Annotated in this window: 17 protein-coding genes and 1 pseudogene; 14 read left to right on the forward strand and 4 right to left on the reverse strand. The window is 62.5% G+C overall.

Annotated elements, in window-relative coordinates; translation table 11 throughout:
• Positions 1 to 586, forward strand: a 586-nt coding sequence (locus tag NKI25_RS14485; protein ID WP_352998637.1) for a hypothetical protein, incomplete at its 5' end; no start/stop codon positions are given.
• Between the two features lie 372 nt (positions 587 to 958).
• Here the strand turns inward: NKI25_RS14485 and NKI25_RS14490 are convergent.
• From NKI25_RS14490 to NKI25_RS14500, 3 genes and pseudogenes are all read right to left on the reverse strand, one after another.
• Positions 959 to 1,735, reverse strand: a pseudogene (locus tag NKI25_RS14490) (adenylate/guanylate cyclase domain-containing protein); the annotation flags it as partial.
• Between the two features lie 395 nt (positions 1,736 to 2,130).
• Positions 2,131 to 3,888 (reverse strand): adenylate/guanylate cyclase domain-containing protein, encoded by a 1,758-nt coding sequence (locus NKI25_RS14495; protein ID WP_352998638.1) that lies wholly within the window; start codon positions 3,886 to 3,888, stop codon positions 2,131 to 2,133.
• Positions 3,889 to 4,182: 294 nt separating this feature from the next.
• Entirely contained in the window at positions 4,183 to 5,298 is a 1,116-nt protein-coding gene (locus NKI25_RS14500; protein ID WP_352592441.1) for a hypothetical protein, read from the reverse strand.
• 521 nt (positions 5,299 to 5,819) lie between these two features.
• Here NKI25_RS14500 and NKI25_RS14505 point away from each other — a divergent pair.
• From NKI25_RS14505 to NKI25_RS14565, 13 genes are all read left to right on the forward strand, one after another.
• Positions 5,820 to 6,947: a transporter substrate-binding protein gene (locus tag NKI25_RS14505; RefSeq protein WP_352592444.1), complete on the forward strand. Its 1,128-nt coding sequence runs from the start codon at positions 5,820 to 5,822 to the stop codon at positions 6,945 to 6,947.
• Entirely contained in the window at positions 6,944 to 7,546 is a 603-nt protein-coding gene (locus tag NKI25_RS14510; RefSeq protein WP_352455770.1) for an ANTAR domain-containing response regulator, read from the forward strand. Before NKI25_RS14505 ends, NKI25_RS14510 begins: the two co-directional genes overlap by 4 nt.
• A gap of 19 nt (positions 7,547 to 7,565) precedes the next feature.
• Complete coding sequence (locus NKI25_RS14515; protein WP_198023515.1) at positions 7,566 to 8,432, forward strand: ABC transporter permease; 867 nt, start codon at positions 7,566 to 7,568, stop codon at positions 8,430 to 8,432.
• Entirely contained in the window at positions 8,429 to 9,349 is a 921-nt protein-coding gene (locus tag NKI25_RS14520; RefSeq protein WP_352592449.1) for an ABC transporter permease, read from the forward strand. Before NKI25_RS14515 ends, NKI25_RS14520 begins: the two co-directional genes overlap by 4 nt.
• A gap of 32 nt (positions 9,350 to 9,381) precedes the next feature.
• Positions 9,382 to 11,025 (forward strand): ABC transporter substrate-binding protein, encoded by a 1,644-nt coding sequence (locus NKI25_RS14525; protein ID WP_352622875.1) that lies wholly within the window; start codon positions 9,382 to 9,384, stop codon positions 11,023 to 11,025.
• Positions 11,015 to 11,959: an acetamidase/formamidase family protein gene (locus NKI25_RS14530; protein ID WP_352592455.1), complete on the forward strand. Its 945-nt coding sequence runs from the start codon at positions 11,015 to 11,017 to the stop codon at positions 11,957 to 11,959. The genes NKI25_RS14525 and NKI25_RS14530 overlap by 11 nt, the downstream gene beginning before the upstream one ends.
• Positions 11,956 to 13,752 (forward strand): ABC transporter ATP-binding protein, encoded by a 1,797-nt coding sequence (locus NKI25_RS14535; RefSeq protein WP_352592458.1) that lies wholly within the window; start codon positions 11,956 to 11,958, stop codon positions 13,750 to 13,752. Before NKI25_RS14530 ends, NKI25_RS14535 begins: the two co-directional genes overlap by 4 nt.
• 204 nt (positions 13,753 to 13,956) lie before the next feature.
• Positions 13,957 to 14,841 carry a dihydrodipicolinate synthase family protein gene (locus NKI25_RS14540; protein WP_352592460.1) on the forward strand — a complete coding sequence of 295 codons (885 nt, stop codon included), beginning with the start codon at positions 13,957 to 13,959 and terminating at the stop codon, positions 14,839 to 14,841.
• Between the two features lie 39 nt (positions 14,842 to 14,880).
• Entirely contained in the window at positions 14,881 to 15,540 is a 660-nt protein-coding gene (locus tag NKI25_RS14545) for a GntR family transcriptional regulator (protein WP_023674176.1), read from the forward strand.
• Positions 15,541 to 15,601: 61 nt separating this feature from the next.
• Positions 15,602 to 16,939 (forward strand): extracellular solute-binding protein, encoded by a 1,338-nt coding sequence (locus NKI25_RS14550; RefSeq protein WP_023674177.1) that lies wholly within the window; start codon positions 15,602 to 15,604, stop codon positions 16,937 to 16,939.
• Between the two features lie 35 nt (positions 16,940 to 16,974).
• On the forward strand, positions 16,975 to 17,877 hold the full coding sequence (locus NKI25_RS14555; protein WP_352592669.1) for a carbohydrate ABC transporter permease: 903 nt from the start codon (positions 16,975 to 16,977) through the stop codon (positions 17,875 to 17,877).
• Positions 17,878 to 18,699 carry a carbohydrate ABC transporter permease gene (locus tag NKI25_RS14560; RefSeq protein ID WP_352998639.1) on the forward strand — a complete coding sequence of 274 codons (822 nt, stop codon included), beginning with the start codon at positions 17,878 to 17,880 and terminating at the stop codon, positions 18,697 to 18,699.
• A gap of 40 nt (positions 18,700 to 18,739) precedes the next feature.
• The gene (locus NKI25_RS14565) at positions 18,740 to 19,798 is read left to right on the forward strand and encodes an ABC transporter ATP-binding protein (protein WP_352592463.1); all 1,059 of its coding nucleotides are present in this window, start codon (positions 18,740 to 18,742) and stop codon (positions 19,796 to 19,798) included.
• A gap of 28 nt (positions 19,799 to 19,826) precedes the next feature.
• On the opposite strand, the gene NKI25_RS14570 is transcribed toward NKI25_RS14565, so the two are convergent.
• Positions 19,827 to 20,900 (reverse strand): Gfo/Idh/MocA family protein, encoded by a 1,074-nt coding sequence (locus NKI25_RS14570; RefSeq protein ID WP_502896945.1) that lies wholly within the window; start codon positions 20,898 to 20,900, stop codon positions 19,827 to 19,829.
• Between the last annotated feature and the right edge of the window lie 16 nt (positions 20,901 to 20,916).

The following is a 20,916-nucleotide window of genomic DNA, read 5'->3' on the forward strand; positions in this document are numbered from 1 at the left end:
TCAGAAAGAGCTGGCAGATCCCATTATCTCCCGACTGGTCTGGCCAACAGACAATGTCTGCACCTACAATAACCTGGTGATCAAAAACGCCACCGCAAATCTCGTTCCCGGCACTTTTTGTGGAGGGCTCACTCTATCGGTCGGAGCGGTGGTCAATCTTGCCGCGGGAACGTATGTTATCAGGACGGGAGGGCTTTCGCTCTCCTCCGGCGCGGTTCTCGATGCAGCTGACGGTACCACCATCGTTCTACTCGACGATCAGGCCACCACCACAATGCAGGCCGGCGCCAAGCTACGCCTGACGGCGCCGACCAGCGGCCCGTGGATGGGGATCGCGCTAGCTCAAAAACCCCAAGGCGTGGAGAGAACCTCCACGCTCATTGGCGGTGGCGATACAGATCTAGGCGGTATAGTCTATCTGCCGTCACAAAAGCTTTTTCTTACAGGTGGCGGTGCATTGTCGACCGACAGTAAGCCTCGCATCTTTGTGGTCAACCGGATCGAGATGAACGGCAATGGCTCAATTTATCTTGCTGGCGCAAGTGCCTTATTGACAACGAATTCTGCAACGAGACTGATGAAATGAACTTGGCTATAGCCAGCGCAGTGTTGTGAGACAGACTGCATTTGAGGTTCGCTTGCTTCCGTGTTGGACGGATCGAGCGACTGACCCGCGGCCCGAATTGAGGTGCGCCCCTCAGCCTCGCTCGATCATGGGGACCTAAGTTTGACCTGGCTGCGCAATGGTCCGGGTGCAGACGGCGGCTGCGTGTCATGTGATTTCGGAGTGGTGAAGTAGCCGCGTTACCTACGCGCCCGGCAATTGGATGGGCAGGGGTCCTAAGAGGAAACAGGCGGCGAAATGGGGCAATGTATTTCTCTAGGGCTGCCGGTTGGTAGACCCGACGCCGCCGACGCGCATATGATTTTCCACGATCCGTGCACCGGGCACACCTGATCCCCGCCCCCGAGTCACCTTGCGGATATCCGGCGCCTTGCCCTTGTAGGCGAAAGAGGAATTCCGGGCGATCACGAAAAGGCCCGAGACCTTTGAGAGATCGGTGATGATGTCCTCCGTGATGCCGTCGGCGAAATAGCCCTGCTCCGGGTCGCCGGACATGTTGTCGAAGGGCAGGACGGCTATCGACGGCTTTGCCGGAAGCCGCGGCTGGGCTTCGACGGCAGCCTTGACGGCACCGTCCGCGCGGTTCGGCGACCAGGTCCAGATATGCACCGGGCGCTCGATGTTCTTGACCTCGTGATGGCCGCTGTCGACGAAATCGACCCCGATGCGGCCGTGCAGATGTTCGCGAACGCCATCCGAAATCGCCACGCCCCCAAGATCGGCGAGCGTCTCGAGGCGGGCGGCCACATTGACCCCGTCGCCGTAGAGATCGCTGTCGTCGACCATCACGTCGCCGAGGTTGACGCCGACGCGAAGCACGATGACGCGGTCCGGCGGCACGTTTTCGTTGGCGGCGGCCATGGCCTGCTGAAGGGCGGTGGCGCATTCGACGGCGTTGACGGCGCTGCCGAACTCGACGAACACGCCGTCGCCGGTCCGCTTGAAGACACGGCCCTGATGGCGTTTGACAAGCGGCTCCAGCACATCCTTCCACCGCGCCATGAGCTGCGTGTGCGTAGCCGTTTCGTCGCGCTCCATGAGCCGGCTGTAGCCGACCACGTCAGCGGCCAAAATGGCAGCAAGCCGGCGTCGGATGGATTCGTTGGCCATATGCAAGGGCGCCTTCCTTGCACCCATTGGTCAAACTTTACTGGCGTCTTGCTTCCAAGTCTATTCGGCTTGAAGCTGGCCTTGGTTGACATCCAGCGTTCATTGCAGTGCGCGCAAACCTCCGCTTGTGTGGCGCGTTTTCCCGTTGAAGGGACGGATCGGAATTTCCGCTCTCCACCACCCCAGCCAGCCTTTCGACGCTCGTTTCTGGCGTTCTGCGGCTCAGGTGTTTGAACCAGGGACGCGCCAGGAGCGGAAGCTTAGCAGGGGTCACGCCAGCGCCGAGTTAGCGCTACGAAGCAGACCTTCAGCCTGTGCCGGAAGCGGGGCCCGGCTTACCAAGTGGCATATCCAGGAAGCGCGTCCCCCTCCTCAGCTCGGCACCGTTTTCGGCTCTACGCTATACCTGCGCGACGAGCCCCTTCCTTAATCGCAGCGAGGGCCAGAGGATTGGTGACGGGATAGGTTCGGATGAAGTTCTCGACGGTGAACCTTGGAAACTCGACGGCAATCCGCCTGGCGATCGACTGCGCCTGCGCCGGCTCTTCGAGCAGCGCGTGACACAGGGCACGGAACATCAGAGTGACGGGAATATCCGGCGGACTTTGGCGCAGCGACGACAGACTGTCGGCATAGCGACCGGCGACGAACCGCGCCCGGGCGAGCTGCGCGTAGTACCAACTCGGAGCCTGCGGATTGAGGCGAAGCGCCCGTTCGGCAAGAGCACAGCCTTCTTCCGGATTTCCACACACGAGAGCTCGGCTTGAGGCAAGCATCGACAGCACATCGGCGTCATTGGGTGCCAGGGCCAGCGCCCGGTCGTATTCCTCTGCGGCCCCGCTGATATCGCCGCCAATGGCGCGGAGAGCGCCCATGTAAAGGCGCGTCATCGGATCGGTAGGGTCGAGCGCCAGAGCCTTTTCCACGCATTCTCGCCAGCGCTCGACCGAAGCGGCTGAATCTGGCGTGAAGGCATTGAAGGCATCGACCGCATGTGCCAATCCCAACGTCATCCAGGCCCGCGCGAAGCCGGGGTCGAGTTCCACGGCGCGGGACAGCATGCGTATGGCTTCTGCCCTCGCATCGGTCGTGAATCTGTCGTGCAGTTCCACCCCGAGTAGATAGCAGTCGTAAGCACCCAGGCTCGAGGGAGGCTTCCGCCGAGCCACCTCACGCCCGAGATTGGCGAGCTTGCCGAAAGTGCCTGCCAGGGCATTGATGACGTTCTGTGTGATGCTGTCCTGCATGAGAAAAAAATCATCGGTCGACTCGTCGAACCGCGCCGACCAAAGGTTGGCTCCGGTCCGGGTGTGGACCAGCTGCACCGCGACGCGGACACGCTGTCCGATCGCCTGGAGGGTGCCTTCCAGCAGGTAATCGGCGTTCAGTTCCCGTCCAACCGAGCGTGTGTCGCTCGCCCGTCCCCGATAGGACTGCATGGTCTGGCGCGAAATGACCGCAAGGTCGGGATAGCGCGCTAGGTCGCCGACCATGTCGGCCGACAGGCCGTCTGCCAGCCGCCTCCAGCCGTCGTCGGCGCTCAGGTTTTCGAACGGCAAAACCGCAATTACCGGCGGCTTACTGTTGTCGCCGGCAGAAAGGCCTGGTTTGGCACCGACGATCTTGCCCGCAGTAGCGGGGTCGATCAAGACACGGTACACGCGAACAGGTTCGGCGATACTTTTCATTTTCTGCACGCCGAGTGAGGCAAAGCCGATCGGCACCTTTCCCCTCACATGGTCGCAGGCGGTGGCGGAAATCGCGATTCCTCCAGGTTCCGCCAGCCCTTGCAGCCGATCGGCGATGTTCACCGCATCGCCGTGGATGTCGTCACCCTCAACCATAACATCGCCCAGATTGATGCCGATGCGGAAATCAAGCCGCCGTTCTGGCTGCGTGAGAACGTTCACCTCCGCCTTCCGTTGCTGGATTTCGACCGCGCAGCGTAGGGCGTCGACCACACTGTGGAACTCGACCAGCATCCCATCTCCCATGGTTTTCACCAGGCGACCATGGTGCGCAGCGATCCTTGGCTCGAATACTTCGTTCAGGTCGGTTCGGAAAAGCGCACGCGTACCCTCGTCGTCGATCTGGCTCAAGCGGCCATAGCCGACGACATCGGCAATCAGGACGGCTGCGAGATGACGTTCCATCCCTCAATCCTTCGCGGATTGTTACCCGCTTTCCAAGCTTACAGCAGGTCGCAGGTTGATGCCATTGCCGCCGCCCTTGAAAGACAGCTTTTCGGGTCTGTGTACCTGCTGCATGAGAGCCCGAATGTCGGACAAGGGTCAGATCGCGTCATGCGACGCTCCCAACTGGATGACGGCAAAGGGTCGAACTCGGTCGTTCAGAGTGATTGGGTTTTGACCCAAGCATTTTGCAGCCAAGTGGAACGCGGCTAAAACAAATAGATAGAGCGGGATTGAACTTGAACGCATCCCGCCTCAGCTGAAGCGGCTACCGATCAGCCGGCTCCACTGCTCGCCCGCAAGCCCGTTCAGAAAGACTTGCGAGTTCTTCATCGCGTCCAAAAGCTCTGGATCACGTGAATGTACCACCGTTGAGGCAACGGTCAGGAAAGCAATGCGTCGTCCAAGCATCGCCTCCAGAAGTGCAGGTTGAATGCGTCCGCGCAGGCCGCTGACGCCGCGCGTGGCGGCGTGATCGATCAGGCAGTCAATCACCGGGCCCGCCTGGCCGGGGAGGGCGAAGATTTGCAGCACGCGACCAATTTCATACTTTCGTGCGTAATAGGCGAAAGCGCCGACATTGGTGCCGACTGGCGACGTCACACAAACGTAGACAAGCTCGCCCAGATCCGGTTTTTGTGCCGCATCGGTCAGGATGTGGTCGAGTTGGTCTTCCGTCCATTCCGGGCGCAGGGCGAATTGAGCGGTAAACGGTTCGATGAGCCTGGCAAATGCGTGGCTGTCGATTTCGGATGTACGAAATGCTCCGTGGCCTGCCCCGTCCACCGCCACACCCGACCAGCGTCGTTCGCTGGACGTCATCCTTCTGCAGTAAAATCGGTCGACTGTACGCGCCAGCGGATTGAGCATTCGCGCAAGCGCCATGCGATTGGCGGAAAGGCTGAGCATGAAGGCCGCGGGGCGCATCACGCGGACCCAGTCAAGGCTGTATTGCGGCAGGACCACGCCGCGCAGCCGGGTCCACAATTTCACGGAAATATCGTTGGCCGTCTCGCTGAAGGAGATGTCCTGCGGACCATCCAGGTAAGCTTTCAGCAAGCGGGCGCCGGCCAGCGGGTCGTGCTCATGGTCCTCGACCATGAGCGAGCTACAGATGGCCGCGCGTAGTTGTCGGCCGTTGAACGTCATCGGCAGGACGTGGACGCCGACAAATCCGGAGACGCGACCGGCGTCGTTGACATGGACAAGCGACCGGAGGTTGTCTGCGCAACCGGGCGCATCCAGATAAAACCGTTTCATGTATTCCACGAGAGAGGCCGGCGCTTCGGTCCTCTCCTTCAACAGCACGCGCTGAAACATGTTCGCAACTGCCGGGAGGTCGGCGCCTTGCAAGGCGCGAATGACGCTCAAGCCCGGCTCCCGCCACCAAAGTCCCATCCACCGAGCTTTCGGGCCAAGGCGACGCGAGGCACGAGAACATCGGGCGCGCGTTCCAACTCGACGCCCATGAAGCCGTGCAACCTCGGCCAGTTGCGATCGCCCCGGTGACAGAACGGAGTGCTGAATTGCTGCGGCAAGGTGGAACCCTTTGCTTGACCGACGAAAAACCGGCGTCATTGCTGCTAGCAGATTCAGGTAAACCGATATTAAAGTCGTTGCTTTGAATGGTAGCGAACCGGGTTTGTCCGGCCCCATCCTGGACATCAGCAATTTTGGTTCCTGGCGGACTCTACACGACCAGCGGCATGAGTTGCGTGCTCCGCGCCGAACCGTTTCGGCTGGCCAAAGTTTCGCGTGGCGGCTCTTGACTGGGAGCGCGGGCGTAATACGGTGAGGACAAATACCGGCTCTGACCGCCGGGCGGCAAGAATGCCTCGTATGCTCTCGCCTGGCGGCGGTGGCTGCGGGGCATTGTCATTTTGAGGCATTGCTTGAAACGGCATATCGAGATCGGCATTCTCTATTCGCGGTCCGGCAACTACCAGCTGGTGTCCGAATCCTGCCGTGCGGGTGCGATGAACGCCATGGCCGACGTCAACGCCGATCCCGCTATCCCATTCGAATTCATCCCGATCGAGCGCGACCCGCAGGGCAACATCGATCGCTATGCAAGCGGCTGCGCGGACATTCTCGCCAACAGCGGCGCGCGTCACATCATTGGCTGCGTCACCTCGTGGAGCCGCAAGGAGGTCATTCCAATCCTGGAGAGGGCAGGCGGCACGCTGTGGTACGCCTGCCCGTACGAGGGCTTCGAAGCCAACGAGCATGTCGTCTACACACACGCCTGCCCCAATCAGCATCTCGTACCGCTGCTTGCCTATGTCGTGCCTCGTTTCGCCGCCGACGGCTTCCTGCTCGGTTCCAACTACATCTGGGGTTGGGAGACCAACCGCGTGGCGCGCGACCTGATTGCGGACGCTGGCGGCAAGGTGCTGGGCGAACGCTATCTGCCGCTCGGCGAGGTCGATGTTGCGCGGCTGATCGCGGAGATACAGGCGACGAGACCTGATTTCATTCTGAATAATCTCATCGGCCCTTCTTCTTATGCCTTCATCGCTGCGTATGCGGAGCTTGGCCGGCGCGACCCGCATTTCAGGCCGGAGCGTTGCCCGATCCTGTCCTGCAATCTCACGGAATGCGAATTGCCGGCGCTCAACGGGGCAGGCGATGGCCACCTTTCCGTTGGGCCCTATTTTCACGACATCTCGGGGGCGGATCGCCGTGCGGCTCCAGTGCCTTCCGTCATGCCGGCCTCATCGTTCGAGGCGGCGGCTTATGCCTCGGTGCGCATGCTCGCCGAGATCCTCACCCGCAACCCCGGTGCACAATGGACGGACCTTCCCAAGGTCTTTACCGAAACGTCATTTCGAACGCCACTGGGCGACATCGCCATCGACCCGCAAACCCAGCATGCTACCTTGCCGGTGCTAATCGGACGTATCGATGGAACATCGTTCAAAACGGTCACGCTGACGAAGGGCGTGGCACCCGATCCCTACCTTTCCCGCTATGACCGGACGGAGACGTTCGGGCGGCCACGCCTGCGGGTGGTGTCGTGAGCAAGATGGCGCGTATCCCGAACCTTGGAGGCGCTAGGGCTTTTGTCCTGCATCGTCCACATCCGACCGTGCAGGCGATCACAAGGCAATTGTCGGCCATCGGCCTTGAGGCGATTGGCTTTTGGCCGGAACTGCCGGCCGAAGCCTTGGCGGCGGACTTCGTCTTCTTCGACGTCGATCTCGGCTTTGACGAACAATTTCCGTGGAAGCCGGGCGAGGCACCGATGCCGCTAATAGCACTGATCGGCTCCGAGGCGCCGGGGCGCGTCGAATGGGCATTGTCGCACAAGGCCGATGCGCAGTTGCTGAAACCGGTCGGCAATGCCGGCGTCTATAGCGCGCTTTTGATCGCAAGGCAGAGTTTCGAGGCGCGCAAGCTTCTGGCCAGCGAGATTGCCTCGCTTCGTCAGCGGGTCGCGGAGCGCCAGACCATCGTACGCGCGGTGGAGGTCTTGTCGAAGGGCGCCGAGGACGGCCGTGCCTATGCGCAGCTCCGCTCGCTGGCGATGAGCTGGCAAATCAGTGTCGAGGAAGCCGCGCGCAGGATCGTGGCGATGACACAAGAAGAAGGCGACGATGACCAATCCGATCGCGCCTGAGCTTTCGGCCGCCGGGCGTATGCCAGCCAAGCCTCGCGCCGGCGTCTGGCGACGTCTGCTAAAACGGCCTCTCGCTTTACTCGGCCTCGGGATTATTGCCGTTGTCTTGGCCGGCGCCATTCTTGCACCGTGGCTGACAGGCTACGATCCAAACGAGCAGATGTTCGACGGGCTCACGCTTGAAGGCGCACCACTGCCGCCGGGGGCCCAATTCTGGCTGGGCACCGACCTGCTTGGCCGCGACCTGCTGACCCGTCTCCTTTTCGGCGCGCGCACGTCGCTGATCATCGGCATCGTCGCCAATGGCGTGGCGCTTCTGATCGGCACGTTGGTCGGCATCACGGCCGGCTATTTCCGCGGCTGGATCGGCAGCGCGCTTATGCGTTTCACCGATTTGATGATGGCTTTCCCGGCGCTGCTGCTCGCCATCTGCCTGGCGGCGGTGCTCCAGCCGAGCCTATGGATCGTCGCCATGGTGATCGCATTGGTGAACTGGGTGCAGACCGCCCGCGTCATCTACACCGAGACAAGTTCGCTCTCCGAGCGCGAGTTCATCGATGCCGAGCGCACCATCGGCGCAAGCGCCCCGCGCATCCTGTTTCGTCATATCCTGCCGCACCTTTTGCCGACGATCATCGTCTGGGGCACGCTCGGCATCTCGACGACGGTGCTTCTTGAAGCGACGCTCAGCTATCTCGGCATCGGCGTGCAACCGCCGACTGCTTCCTGGGGCAACATCATCTTCGAAAACCAAACCTATTTTCAGGCAGCGCCCTGGCTGGTTTTCTTTCCGGGTGCGGCGATCCTGGCGCTGGCGCTAGCCTTTAACCTGGTCGGCGATGCGCTGCGCGACATCCTCGATCCGACGCAAAGGGGGCGGGCATGATCGCCTATCTCGGCCGCCGCGTTGTCCAGTCCGTGCTCATCTTGCTCGGCGTCTCCCTGATCACCTTTGCGTTGCTCTATCTGCTGCCCGCCGATCCCGTCCGCCAGATCGCCGGCCGCAGCGCCACGCCCGAGACGGTCGAAAACATCCGCCGGCAGCTCGGCCTCGATCAGCCCTTCGTCGTCCAGTACTGGCACTATCTGATCAGTCTGCTCAGCGGCGATCTGGGGCGCTCCTACATCCAGCGCTCGGAGGTCACGGAGCTTATCGTCTCGCGGCTGCCGGCAAGCCTGCTGCTGATGCTCGGCGCAATTGCCTGCGAAGTCGTGATCGGGCTGACGATGGGCCTCATCGCCGCCGTCAAGCGTGGCACCGCCACTGACCAGTCGCTGATGGTCGCCTCCTTCGTCGGCGTCTCGGCGCCGCAATTCGTCGTCGGCCTGCTGCTGCTTTATGTGTTCGCGGTGCGGCTCGGCTGGTTCCCGATCGGCGGTTACGGCACCTGGCGTCATCTGGTGCTGCCATCGCTGACCATGGGAATTCTCGGTGCCGGCTGGTACGCCCGCATGATGCGCTCGTCGATGATCGACGTGCTGCGCCAGGATTACGTGCGTACCGCGCGTGCCAAGGGTCTTACACGCAGCGCCATTATCTTCCGGCACGCGCTGCCCAACGCCATCCTGCCGGTCATCGCCATGATCGGCATCGACATCGGCATCTTCATGGGCGGCATCGTGGTTGTCGAAAGCGTGTTCGGCTGGCCAGGCATCGGCCAGCTAGCCTGGCAGGCCATTCAGCGCATCGATATTCCGATCATCATGGGGGTCACCCTGGTTTCGGCCTTTGCCATCGTGCTCGGCAATCTCCTGGCCGACACTGTCGCACCGTTCATCGATCCACGCATCAAGCTCAGATGAAAACCAAGAAAACCAGAGAAAGGGAACATGACATGAGAAAATATCTGATATCGACCGTGGCGGCATCGGCGCTTGCGCTGGTGCTTGGCATGACAAGCGTACGCGCCGAAGACGCCGTCGATCCGAATGCCAAGCAGGGCGGCGCGATCACCATCACCTACAAGGACGACGTCGCCACGCTCGATCCGGCCATCGGCTATGACTGGCAGAACTGGTCGATGATCAAGAGCCTGTTCGACGGGCTGATGGACTACGAGCCGGGCACCACCAACCTGCGGCCCGACCTTGCCGAGAGCTACGAGATTGCGCCCGACGGCAAGACCTTCACCTTCAAGCTGCGCCACGGAGTGAAGTTCCACAATGGCCGCGAGATGACCGCCGACGACGTGAAATATTCGCTCGATCGGGTCACCAATCCAAAGACACAGAGCCCGGGCGCCGGCTTCTTCGGCTCGATCAAAGGCTATGACGACGTCGCTGCCGGCAAGGCGGAAAGCCTGGCGGGCATAACCGTCGTCGATCCCTACACGATCAAGTTCGAGCTGACCCGGCCCGACGCCACCTTCCTGCATGTCATGGCGATCAACTTCTCGCATGTCGTGCCGAAGGAAGAAGTCGAAAAATACGGTGCGGACTTCGGCAAACATCCGGTCGGAACCGGCGCCTTCAAGCTCGCCGAATGGACGCTCGGCCAGCGCGTGGTCTTCGAGCGCAACCCGGATTACTGGCACAAGGGTCTGCCGCATCTCGACAAGATCACCTTTGAGATCGGCCAGGAGCCGATCGTGGCGCTGCTGCGGCTCCAGAAAGGCGAGATCGACGTTCCCGGCGACGGCATTCCGCCGGCGAAATTCCAGGAGGTGATGGCCGATCCCGAGCAGAAGGCCCGTGTCGTCGAGGGCGGCCAGTTGCACACCGGCTATATCACCATGAATACCACCATGGCGCCCTTCGACAACGTGAAGGTGCGGCAGGCGGTCAACATGGCGATCAACAAGGACCGCATCGTCCAGCTGATCAACAACCGTGCGGTGCCGGCCAATCAGCCGTTGCCGCCGTCGATGCCCGGCTATGACAAGGCATTCAAGGGCTATCCCTATGACGTGGCCAAGGCCAAGGCCTTGCTTGCCGAGGCCGGGCATCCCGACGGATTTGACACGCAGCTGTTTGCCATGAACACCGATCCCAACCCGCGCATCGCGCAGGCCATTCAGCAGGATCTGGCGGCGGTCGGCATCAAGGCCGGCATCCAATCGCTCGCGCAGGCCAACGTCATCGCCGCCGGCGGCGACAAGGCCGGTGCGCCGATGATCTGGTCCGGCGGCATGGCCTGGATCGCCGACTTCCCCGATCCGTCGAACTTCTACGGCCCGATCCTCGGCTGCGCTGGTGCCGTCCCGGGCGGCTGGAACTGGTCGTGGTATTGCAACAAGGAGCTCGACGCCAAGGCGGCCGAAGCCGACTCCATCGTCGACCCGGCCAAGGCTGGCGACCGCGCCAAGATGTGGAGCGAGATCTACGGCAAGATCATGGAAGACGCGCCCTGGGCACCGGTCTTCAACGAGCAGCGGTTCACCATGAAATCAACCCGCATGGGTGGCGCCGACAACCTCTATGTCGACCCGGTCCACATCCCGATCAACTACGACAATGTGTATGTGACCGATGTGCAATAACTGCGACTACACCATCCACGGGCGCCACCATCATTTCGGCTGGGACAATTCCTTTGTCCCGACCGAACGGGTGGCGCCAGGGTCGACGATCGAGTTCCAGTGCCTGGACTCGTCCGGCGGGCAGCTGACGATGGAGAGCACCGTCGACGACGTTGCTTTGCTCGACTTTGCCAAGGTGAACCCGGTCACTGGGCCAATCTATGTCGACGGGGCAGAACCGGGCGATGCCCTGAAAATCACCATCGAGGCGTTCAAGCCGTCAGGCTTCGGCTGGACGGCGAACATCCCGGGATTCGGTCTGTTGGCGGATGACTTCTCTCAACCGGCACTGAATATCTGGAAGTACGACGCCGCCTCGCTCGAACCGGCGCTGTTCGGCAAGAGCGGCCGGGTGCCGCTCAAGCCCTTCGCCGGCACCATCGGCAATGCCCCGGCTGAGCCGGGTCTGCATTCGGTGGTCCCGCCGCGGCGCGTGGGCGGCAATCTGGACATCCGTGATCTCGCCGCCGGCACGGTTCTCTACCTCCCTGTGGAGGTCGCGGGCGCGTTGTTCTCGGTCGGCGACACGCACGCCGCGCAAGGCGATGGCGAGGTCTGCGGCACGGCGATCGAGAGCCCCATGAACGCCGTGCTGACGCTCGATCTGGTCAAGGATGCACGGCTGCGGACGCCGCGTTTCACAACGCCCGGTCCGGTGTCGCGGCATCTCGACGCCAAGGGCTACGAGGTGACAACCGGTATCGGGCCGGATCTGATGGACGGCGCCAGGAGCGCCGTTTCCCAGATGATCGACCTGCTCTCCGGCCGCTACGGCATGGATCCGGTAGATGCCTATATGCTCGTCTCGGTTTGCGGTGACCTGCGCATCAGCGAGATCGTCGACATGCCCAACTGGGTGGTTTCGTTCTACTTCCCCCGCTGCGTCTTTGAATGAAGGTGGAGGACATCAAACGATCCGGGCAGGCCGCCGCGGAGAGTGGCTCTGTCAGACCGGTACTCAGCGTCTCAGGTCTGAGCGTCGCCGTGCGCGGCGAGGAGGGCGAGCGCGACGTCGTTTCCGACCTGACATTCGGCCTGATGCGCGGCGAAACGCTTTGCATCGCCGGCGAGTCCGGTTCCGGCAAGTCGATGACGGCGCTGGCCATCATGGGCTTGCTGCCGCAGCCGGCGGCACGCATCGGATCAGGCTCCATCCGGCTCGGCAATCAGGATCTCGCGGCTCTCAGCGAGAGCGGCATGCGCCGCATCCGCGGCGACCGTATTGCCATGATCTTTCAGGAACCGATGACATCGCTCAATCCGGTTCTGTCCATTGGGCGGCAGCTCACGGAGGCGATCGAGGCACACACCTCGCTGTCGCGCTCCAACTCGCGGCTGAGGGCGCTCGAGGCGCTGAAGGCAGTCCGAATTCCGGATGCCGAACGGCGGCTCGAGCACTATCCGCACGAACTGTCAGGCGGCATGCGCCAGCGCGTGATGATTGCCATGGCTCTGGCCCTGAACCCGGACGTGCTGATCGCCGATGAGCCGACGACCGCCCTCGATGTTACGGTTCAGGGCGAGGTGCTGGAGCTGCTGCGCGACCTCCAGCGCGAGCACGGCACCAGCGTCATCCTGATCACGCACGACATGGGCGTCGTCGCCGAGATGGCGGACCGCGTCATCATCATGCGCGATGGCCGGATGATCGAGCAGGGCAGGGCGGCTGACATCTTCAATCGCCCGCAGGCCGACTATACACGCGAGCTTCTGGCCGCCGTGCCGCGTATCGGCGGCGGACGGACGGCCGAAGGCCGACAAGATGCCGCCAACATGCCGGCCGAGCTTGTATCTGTCAGCGATCTTCACGTCCGCTTCGACCTGCACGGCGGCTTCTTCGGCCGCGTTGACCGCAGGGTGCACGCGGTCGAAGGCGTGAGTTTCTCGATCGCGCCGCACGAAACCCTGTCGCTGGTCGGCGAATCGGGCTGCGGCAAGTCGACGACGGCCAAGGCGATCGCCGGACTAGTGCCTTTCACCGGCAGCATTTCAATCGGCGGCCACGACCTGTCGGCGCTCAGCCGCAAGGAGCGCAAGGCTGTCCGCCGCAATGTGCAGATGATCTTTCAGGATCCCTTCGCGTCCCTCGACCCGCGCATGCGGGTCGGCGATCTCGTCGCCGAGCCTCTGCTGATCCACGGCCTCGGCGACAGAGAGCAACGGCATGCCCAGATCGCCGCCCTGTTCGAACGCGTCGGCCTCTCCGCTGACCAGATGGAGCGCTATCCCCACGAATTCTCCGGCGGGCAGCGCCAGCGAATCTGCATTGCACGGGCGCTGGCGCTGCGACCAAAGCTGATCATTGCCGACGAGAGCGTCTCTGCTCTCGACGTGTCGGTGCAGGCGCGCGTGCTAAGATTGCTGAAGGAGCTGCAGCGCGAATTCGGCGTCGCATATCTCTTCATCTCGCACGACATGGCGGTGGTCGAGAACATCTCCGATCGCGTGGCGGTAATGTATCTGGGGCAGATCGTCGAGATGGGCACCCGCGACCAGATCTTCTCCAACCCGCGCCATCCTTACACAAAGCGGCTGATCGAAGCCGTTCCGGTTCCCGATCCAGGCCGGCGCCGCGCCAGGTTCGCCCGTTTGGACAGCGAAATTCCAAGCGCTGTGCGACGCATCGGTGACGAGCCCCGGAAACTCAAGCTCGAAGATGTTGGCGACGGCCACCTCGTCGCCACTTGACCGAGCTTAGGCTGCCTCGTCCAGCCAATCCCGCAGAGGCTCGGGGACAGCTGCATATGTGATGTTCGAGCGGCGGAAAATGATCGGCGATGGCGCTGCCGCGGCAGCGCCGTTCGGCGATGCCGAGTTGGCAAGATCACCCGTTTACATCTGACATGTTAGCGTGCTAACGCTACGTCCACATGGATTTCAACGGAGATCGCATTGGCTTCCCGCTTTGGTCTTTCGGTTGCCCTGACCACACCCTTCGACCCGTCGGGGCAGATAGCGCTCGCGCCGATGATCGCGCATGCCCGAGCCTGCCTTGGCGCCGGCTGCAGCAGCGCGACGCTGTTCGGCACCACCGGCGAAGGAGCCTCGGTCGGCACCGACGAGCGACGGATCGTCACCGAGGCCATGCTGGCGGCCGGTATTCCGCCACATCAGCTCGTCGCCGGAGTGCTGGTCGATGCAGCCGAAGATGCCGCCGATCAGGCCCGGCACGCTTTGCAGCGCGGCGTTCGCAACATTCTGCTCGCTCCGCCGAGCTACTTCAAGAATGTCGGCGAGGACGGGCTGTTCGGATGGTTTTCCGCCGTCTTCACCGCACTCGGTCCGCTGGCGCGCGACGTGCTGCTCTATAACATCCCCTCAGTCACCATGGTGCCGCTCCCGCTTGGGCTGATCGGCCGGCTGCGCGCCGCTTTTCCCGCTGTGGTGGCCGGGGTGAAGGATTCCGGCGGGGACTGGAGCTACAGTGAGGCGCTGCTTGAGGCGCACGGCGATCTGGTGATCCTCATCGGCGACGAACGGCATCTGGCGAGAAGCGTGCGCCGTGGCGGACAGGGCGCGATTTCCGGCATGGCTAATTTTGTTACCGGCGAAATCCGGGCAATGGTCGAAAACGGGGGCGACGACCCACGCGTCGAAGACTTCGTGCTCGAATTGCTCAAATACCCGGTCACGCCGGCGGTGAAGGTCATGGTCGCGCGCAAGACCGGCGACGAGCGCTGGCTGGCGGTCCGCCCGCCCCTAGAGGCGATCGATCCGCAGGGACAGCGGCAGCTTGCCGCTGCCTACGACAGGCTGTTTGCGACAGAGGCGGCCTGACCGACAAGGCTGGGCTGACCGACAAGGAAGCGAGCTGAAGTGGAAGACGGCAGCGAACCGATCACTCTCCGGGAGAAGGCCTATGCCAGCTTCACGCGGCATTTGCTGGCCCGCGATCTGCGGCCGGGGCAGTTCGTGTCACAGCGCGAACTGGTCGCTTTCACCGGGCTGCCGCTGGGTGCCATTCGTGAGATCGTCCCGCGCCTCGAGGCCGAGGGATTGCTGACCACCATCCCGCAGCGCGGCATGCAGATCGCGCATATCGATATCAATCTGATCCGCGAGGCGTTTCAGTTTCGGTTGTTCATGGAACGCGAGGCAGTGGCGCTATTCACGACCAGCGCTTCTGATGCCGAACTTGCCCGCATGCGGCGCGAACATGAAGAGATGCTGGCTCAAGCTCTCGGGCAGGCGCCGACGCCGGAAATGGAAGCCAAGGCCCAGAACATCGACTGGGCGATGCACGACACCTTCATCAATGCGCTCGGCAACGAGATTATCGCCAAGGCCTATCTGGTCAACTCGGTGAAAATCCGGCTGATCCACCAGGAGCGTTTCCGCATCGACGGTCGTGTGGTGCCGGTGATGCGCGAACATTTGGCGGTCATCGAAGCCATGGAGAGCCGCAATCCGCAAAAAGCGGTTGAAGCGATCAGTCTGCATATCGACAATGCGCGCCGGCTGGCGCTCCAGATCTGAGGAAATATAGCCGCGCCGCGGTTCGCGGCGCATCCACAACGACAGCAACCGGGAGGAAGAAATGTCGTCCAATCTGTTCAACCCAACCAGGAGGCAACTCCTTGCCGGAACCGCGGCGCTAACCGCTGCCGGCCTTGTGGGGCTTCGCCCCGGCTTTGCCGCAGGCGTTGACTGGAAACGCTTTGCCGGGACGACGCTTGACGTCAATCTGGTGAAAAGCCCGCGCAGCGACACCATCCTGAAATATCTCGCCGAGTTCGAGGAACTGACCGGCATCAAGGTCAATGCCGAGGCAACGCCCGAGCAGCAGCAGCGCCAGAAGACGGTGATCGAGTTGAGCTCGGGCAAGCCGAGCTTCGACGTCGTGCATCTGAGCTACCACGTGCAGAAGCGCCAGTTCGAGAAGGGTGGCTGGCTGGCCGACATCGCCGGCTATCTCGCCGATCCGTCGCTCACCGACCCGGCGCTGGTCGAAAGCGACTTCGCCGAAGCCGGCATGCTGTTTGCCAAGGACGGCCAGGGCGTGCTGCGCTCGCTACCGTTCTCGGTGGACTACTGGATCCTGTATTGGAACAAGGAGCTGTTCGAGGCCAAGGGCCTCAAATACCCAGAGACCTTCGAGCAACTGGTGGCAGCCGCCGAAGCGCTGACCGACCCCTCGACCAATACATACGGCTTCGTCGCCCGCGGGCTCAAGAACGCAAACACGCCGGTGTGGACGTCGCTGATGCTCGGCTACGACATGACGCCGCTAGATGACAAGGGCAAGCTGCGCACCGAGGCTCCCGAGGCGATCGAGGCGGCCGCGCTCTATCAAAGATTGATGACCAAGTCCGCCCCTCCGGGCGTTACCGGGTTCAACTGGGCCGAAGCACAGTCGGCCTTCCTGCAGGGCAAGATCGGCATGTGGCTCGACGGCGTGGGCTTTGCCCCGCCGATGGAAAATCCGGAAAAATCGAGGGTGGTCGGCAAGGTCGGTTACGGCGTGATGCCCAAGGGTCCCAAGGCGCATGCCTCGGGCACCTTCGGCGACGGGATTGGCGTTACCGCCGCCAGCGAGAAGAAGGAGGCTGCCTATCTGTTCTGCCAGTGGGCGGTATCGCCAACCATGGGTGCACGGCTGTTGCAGGCCGGGGCCGGCGTTCCGTTCCGCAAATCCGTGCTGGAGGATCCCAAGGTGCGTGAAGGCGTCACCATGCCGGCAAGCTGGCTTGATGCCGTGGTCGGCTCGGGCAATATCAGTCGGCTGGCACTGCCGGTCATCATCCCCGTCACGGAATTCCGCGACATTTATGGCGTGGCGTTGACCAACATGATTGCCGGCGCCGATCCAGCCGCGGAGCTGAAGAAGGCCACCGAACAGTTCCAGCCGGTTCTCGACAGGAGCGAGCAGGGCTGATGTCGGCCACCACCCCAGAACAGACCGGGGTGACGATGCCGGTTATCGACGGGAGCCAGACGATCCGGCTGGCTCCCAACTACTGGCCTTTCGTTGTCCCCGCACTCGTCGTCGTCGGCGCCGTCATCGTTTTCCCCTGGGCTTTCACCCTGTGGATGAGCGTCAATCGCTGGACGCTCGGCCAGTCGCGGAGCTTTGCCGGGATGGAAAACTATCTCCGCCTGGCCAGCGACCCACGTTTCTGGGAATCCCTTGTTCATACGTTGACCTACACTTTCCTCTCGGTTGCAGCGCCGATGCTGCTGGGCACTCTGGCCGCCCTGATCTTCGATGCCAGGTTTCCGCTGCGCGGCTTGCTACGCGGCGTCTTCGTCATGCCGATGATGGCGACACCCGTTGCCGTCGCACTGGTTTGGACAATGATGTTCCATCCTCAGCTTGGCGTGCTCAACTACCTGCTGTCGCTGGTCGGCATCCCGGCTCAGGAATGGATATTCAACGCCAACACGGTCATCCCGTCGCTGGTTGGGGTCGAGACCTGGCAGTGGACGCCGCTGGTCATGCTGATCGTGCTTGGCGGGCTGGCCTCGGTGCCGCGCGAGCCCTTCGAAAGCGCCGAGATCGACGGCGCCAATGCCTGGCAGCAATTCCGCTATCTCACTCTGCCGATGATCGCGCCGTTCCTGATGATCGCGGTCATCATCCGCACCATCGATGCGCTGAAGAGCTTCGACATCATCTACGCGATGACCCAGGGCGGGCCGGGAACGGCGTCGGAGACCATCAACATCTATCTCTACAACACCGCCTTCTCCTACTACGATATCGGCTACGGCTCGGCCATGGCCGTGGTGTTCTTCATTGTCATCGTGGCCCTGTCGTTTGTCCTGCTGATGCTGCGCCAACGCTCGCAGTGGATCGATACGGAGGGCAAATAGATGAGTTCACGGCTGCTCAACCAGATCGGTCTGTTTTTCGCTGCCCTGGTTTTCGTTTCGCCGGCGATCCTGTTCTTCCTCTGGATGATCTCGCTGTCGCTGAAATTCGAGATCGACAACGGTGCCTATCCGCCGATCCTGATCCCCGAACGCTTCGCCTGGTCGAACTATGTAAAGGTGTTCGAGGAGAACAATTTCCTGCTCTATCTCTGGAATTCGGTTCTGGTGACCGGCACGGCGACCTTGCTGGCGCTGCTGATCGGCGTACCGGCCGGCTATGGCATCGCACGGCTCAAGGCGCAACGATCGGCGGTCGTCATCATGATCGCCCGCATGACGCCTGGGCTATCCTATCTCATCCCGCTGTTTCTGCTGTTCCAATGGATCGGGATACTCGGCACGCTGTGGCCGCAGATCATCATCCATCTGGTGGTGACGGTGCCGATCGTGGTGTGGGTGATGATCGGCTATTTCGAGACCACGCCGATGGAACTGGAAGAGGCGGCCAACATCGACGGCGCCAGCTCCTGGCAGGTTTTCCGGCTGGTTGCCCTGCCCATCGCCAAGCCGGGCATCGTCGTCGCCTTCATCCTGTCCGTGATCTTCTCGTGGAACAATTTCGTCTTCGGCGTGGTGCTCGCCAGCCGTGAGACGCGCACACTCCCGGTCGCCGTCTACAACATGCTGTCCTACGAGCAGGTCAGCTGGGGGCCGCTCGCCGCGGCGGCGCTGGTGGTGACGTTGCCGGTGCTGATCCTGACCATGTTCGCGCAAAGGCAGATCGTCGCGGGGCTGACCGCCGGCGCCGTCAAGGGCGGCTGAGGGCGCGTCCTGACATCACTCTTTTTCCAGGAAAGATCCAATGGCATCGGTAACAATCAACAACGTGCAGAAGGCCTTCGGGGCCACCAAGATCATTCACGACGTCAGCGTCGACATCGCCGACGGCGAATTCGTCATCCTGGTCGGCCCGTCGGGATGCGGAAAATCGACGCTGCTGCGCATGATCGCAGGCCTTGAGACGATCTCCGGCGGGAAGATCGCCATCGGCGAGCGTATGGTCAACAATCTGCGGGCACGGGACAGGAACATCGCCATGGTGTTCCAGAATTATGCGCTCTATCCGCATATGACTGTGGCCGACAATATGGGCTTTGCCCTCAAGATCAAGAGAGCCGATCCGGCCGACACCGTTGGCCGGGTCCGGAAGGCAGCCGGCATCCTCGGCCTGGAAAAGCTGCTTGACCGCTATCCGCGCCAGCTTTCGGGCGGCCAGCGCCAGCGCGTCGCCATGGGCCGCGCGATCGTACGCGACCCACAGGTCTTCCTGTTCGACGAGCCGCTCTCCAACCTCGATGCCAAATTGCGCGTCCAGATGCGCGGCGAGATCAAGGCCCTGCACCAGCGGCTGGGTACCACGACGATCTATGTCACGCACGACCAGATCGAGGCCATGACGATGGCCGACAAGATCGTCGTGCTGCATGACGGCCTGGTCGAGCAGATCGGCGCGCCGCTGGACCTCTACGACCATCCGGCCAACCTCTTCGTTGCCGGTTTCATCGGCTCGCCCGCCATGAACTTCATCGCCGGCCGCATCGAGGAGGGCGTGTTCCGCAGCGCCGGCGGGTTGGTCCTGCCGTTGCCGGAAGGCGCCCAGCCGGCGGATACCGCAGGACGCGAACTCGTCTACGGCATTCGCCCGGAACATATCCGGGCAACCGGGCAGGGCGTGCCGGGCACGATCACGCTTCTCGAGGCGACAGGCTCGGAAATCTTCGCCAGCGTCGACTGCTCCGGTGAAGAAATCTCCTGCCTCTTCCGAGAAAGGCTTGCGCTCAAGCAAGGCGAAGGGGTGCGGATCGAGATCGACCGCGCATGTGCGCATCTGTTCGACGCAGCAACCGGTCGGCGCATCTGACTCGGTGGTCCGGTAATGCGTCGTCGGCCTAGGTCGGCAACGCGAATTCACCGGCGAGTTCGATGGCGCGGCCTTCGCGGGCCGATCTCTGGGCGGCAACACCCATGACGACGGCCCACCAGCCGTCTTGCAAGGTCACTTCCACCTTGCCTTGTCCGCGCACCGCAGCGGTGAAGCGGGCGTGCTCGAAATAGGTCGAACCGTTATGGTCGCCTGCCTCGAGCAGCCGGGGGTCGACGGGAATCTCCAGCAGTCGTGGTCCAGGCGGATTGCGCGGACTAACGATCAACTGGGGCACTGGCGCAGGGCCAAGGTGGGTCGGCCAGAAACGGCCTGGTCCGGGCACCAGACATTCGATCTTTCCGTCGCCGCCGACAGCGCAGAGTTCCTCCTGGTAGCGGCTGCCCTCGGCAAACATGCACAGTTCCAGCATGGCGCGCGCGCCGCTCGCGAAATCAACCAGCACATAGCCATGGTCAAGGATATCCGGCCTCTCACCGCCATAGCGTTCGTCGAGATGGTTTACGGCCTGTCCAGCGCTCGCCATCACGCGGACGGGGTCCGATCCGAGGATCAGCCGCATCAGGTCGAAGAAGTGGCAGCACTTCTCGACGAACGTGCCGCCGGTGTTGCGGTTGAAGCGGTTCCAGTCGCCGACCTTGGCCAGAAACGGGAAGCGGTGCTCGCGGATCGTCAGCATGCGGATGCCGCCGGTGGCGTGGCGCGCCTGCTCGACGAATAGGGCGACGGGGGGCATATAGCGATATTCCATAGCCACCCAGACGAGCGGAAGCCGAGCTTTCAACGCCGCGATCAGCCCCTCGTCGGCGCCCTCGGTGAAGAGCGGCTTTTCCACCAGTACCGGCAGTGGTCGAAGCGCGGCGATCTGCTCCATCTGACCGAGGTGCTGGTGGTTGGGGCTGGCGATCAAGACGCAGTCCACCTCATCCATGGCCAGCAGTTCGGCGATCGATGCCGCCGATCGCGCGCCCGACGCCGTCGCCAGCGACGCCGCCAACATGCCGGGGTCCGGCTCGACGATCGCGGCCACATGCGCGTCGGGCAACAGAGCGATATTGCGGATATGCTCGCGGCCCATCATGCCGCAGCCGATGATG

Source organism: Mesorhizobium sp. M0808 (assembly GCF_040320025.1).
GTDB lineage: Bacteria > Pseudomonadota > Alphaproteobacteria > Rhizobiales > Rhizobiaceae > Mesorhizobium.

Excerpts from the sequence above, each read along its gene's own strand:
- NKI25_RS14515 (WP_198023515.1), top strand. The coding sequence starts at position 7,566 with ATGCCAGCCAAGCCTCGCGCCGGCGTCTGGCGACGTCTGCTAAAACGG.
- NKI25_RS14555 (WP_352592669.1), top strand. The coding sequence starts at position 16,975 with ATGCCGGTTATCGACGGGAGCCAGACGATCCGGCTGGCTCCCAACTAC.
- NKI25_RS14570 (WP_502896945.1), bottom strand. The coding sequence starts at position 20,900 with ATGATGGGCCGCGAGCATATCCGCAATATCGCTCTGTTGCCCGACGCG.
- NKI25_RS14495 (WP_352998638.1), bottom strand. The coding sequence starts at position 3,888 with ATGGAACGTCATCTCGCAGCCGTCCTGATTGCCGATGTCGTCGGCTAT.
- NKI25_RS14550 (WP_023674177.1), top strand. The coding sequence starts at position 15,602 with ATGTCGTCCAATCTGTTCAACCCAACCAGGAGGCAACTCCTTGCCGGA.
- NKI25_RS14535 (WP_352592458.1), top strand. The coding sequence starts at position 11,956 with ATGAAGGTGGAGGACATCAAACGATCCGGGCAGGCCGCCGCGGAGAGT.
- NKI25_RS14520 (WP_352592449.1), top strand. The coding sequence starts at position 8,429 with ATGATCGCCTATCTCGGCCGCCGCGTTGTCCAGTCCGTGCTCATCTTG.
- NKI25_RS14560 (WP_352998639.1), top strand. The coding sequence starts at position 17,878 with ATGAGTTCACGGCTGCTCAACCAGATCGGTCTGTTTTTCGCTGCCCTG.
- NKI25_RS14525 (WP_352622875.1), top strand. The coding sequence starts at position 9,382 with ATGAGAAAATATCTGATATCGACCGTGGCGGCATCGGCGCTTGCGCTG.
- NKI25_RS14565 (WP_352592463.1), top strand. The coding sequence starts at position 18,740 with ATGGCATCGGTAACAATCAACAACGTGCAGAAGGCCTTCGGGGCCACC.
- NKI25_RS14530 (WP_352592455.1), top strand. The coding sequence starts at position 11,015 with ATGTGCAATAACTGCGACTACACCATCCACGGGCGCCACCATCATTTC.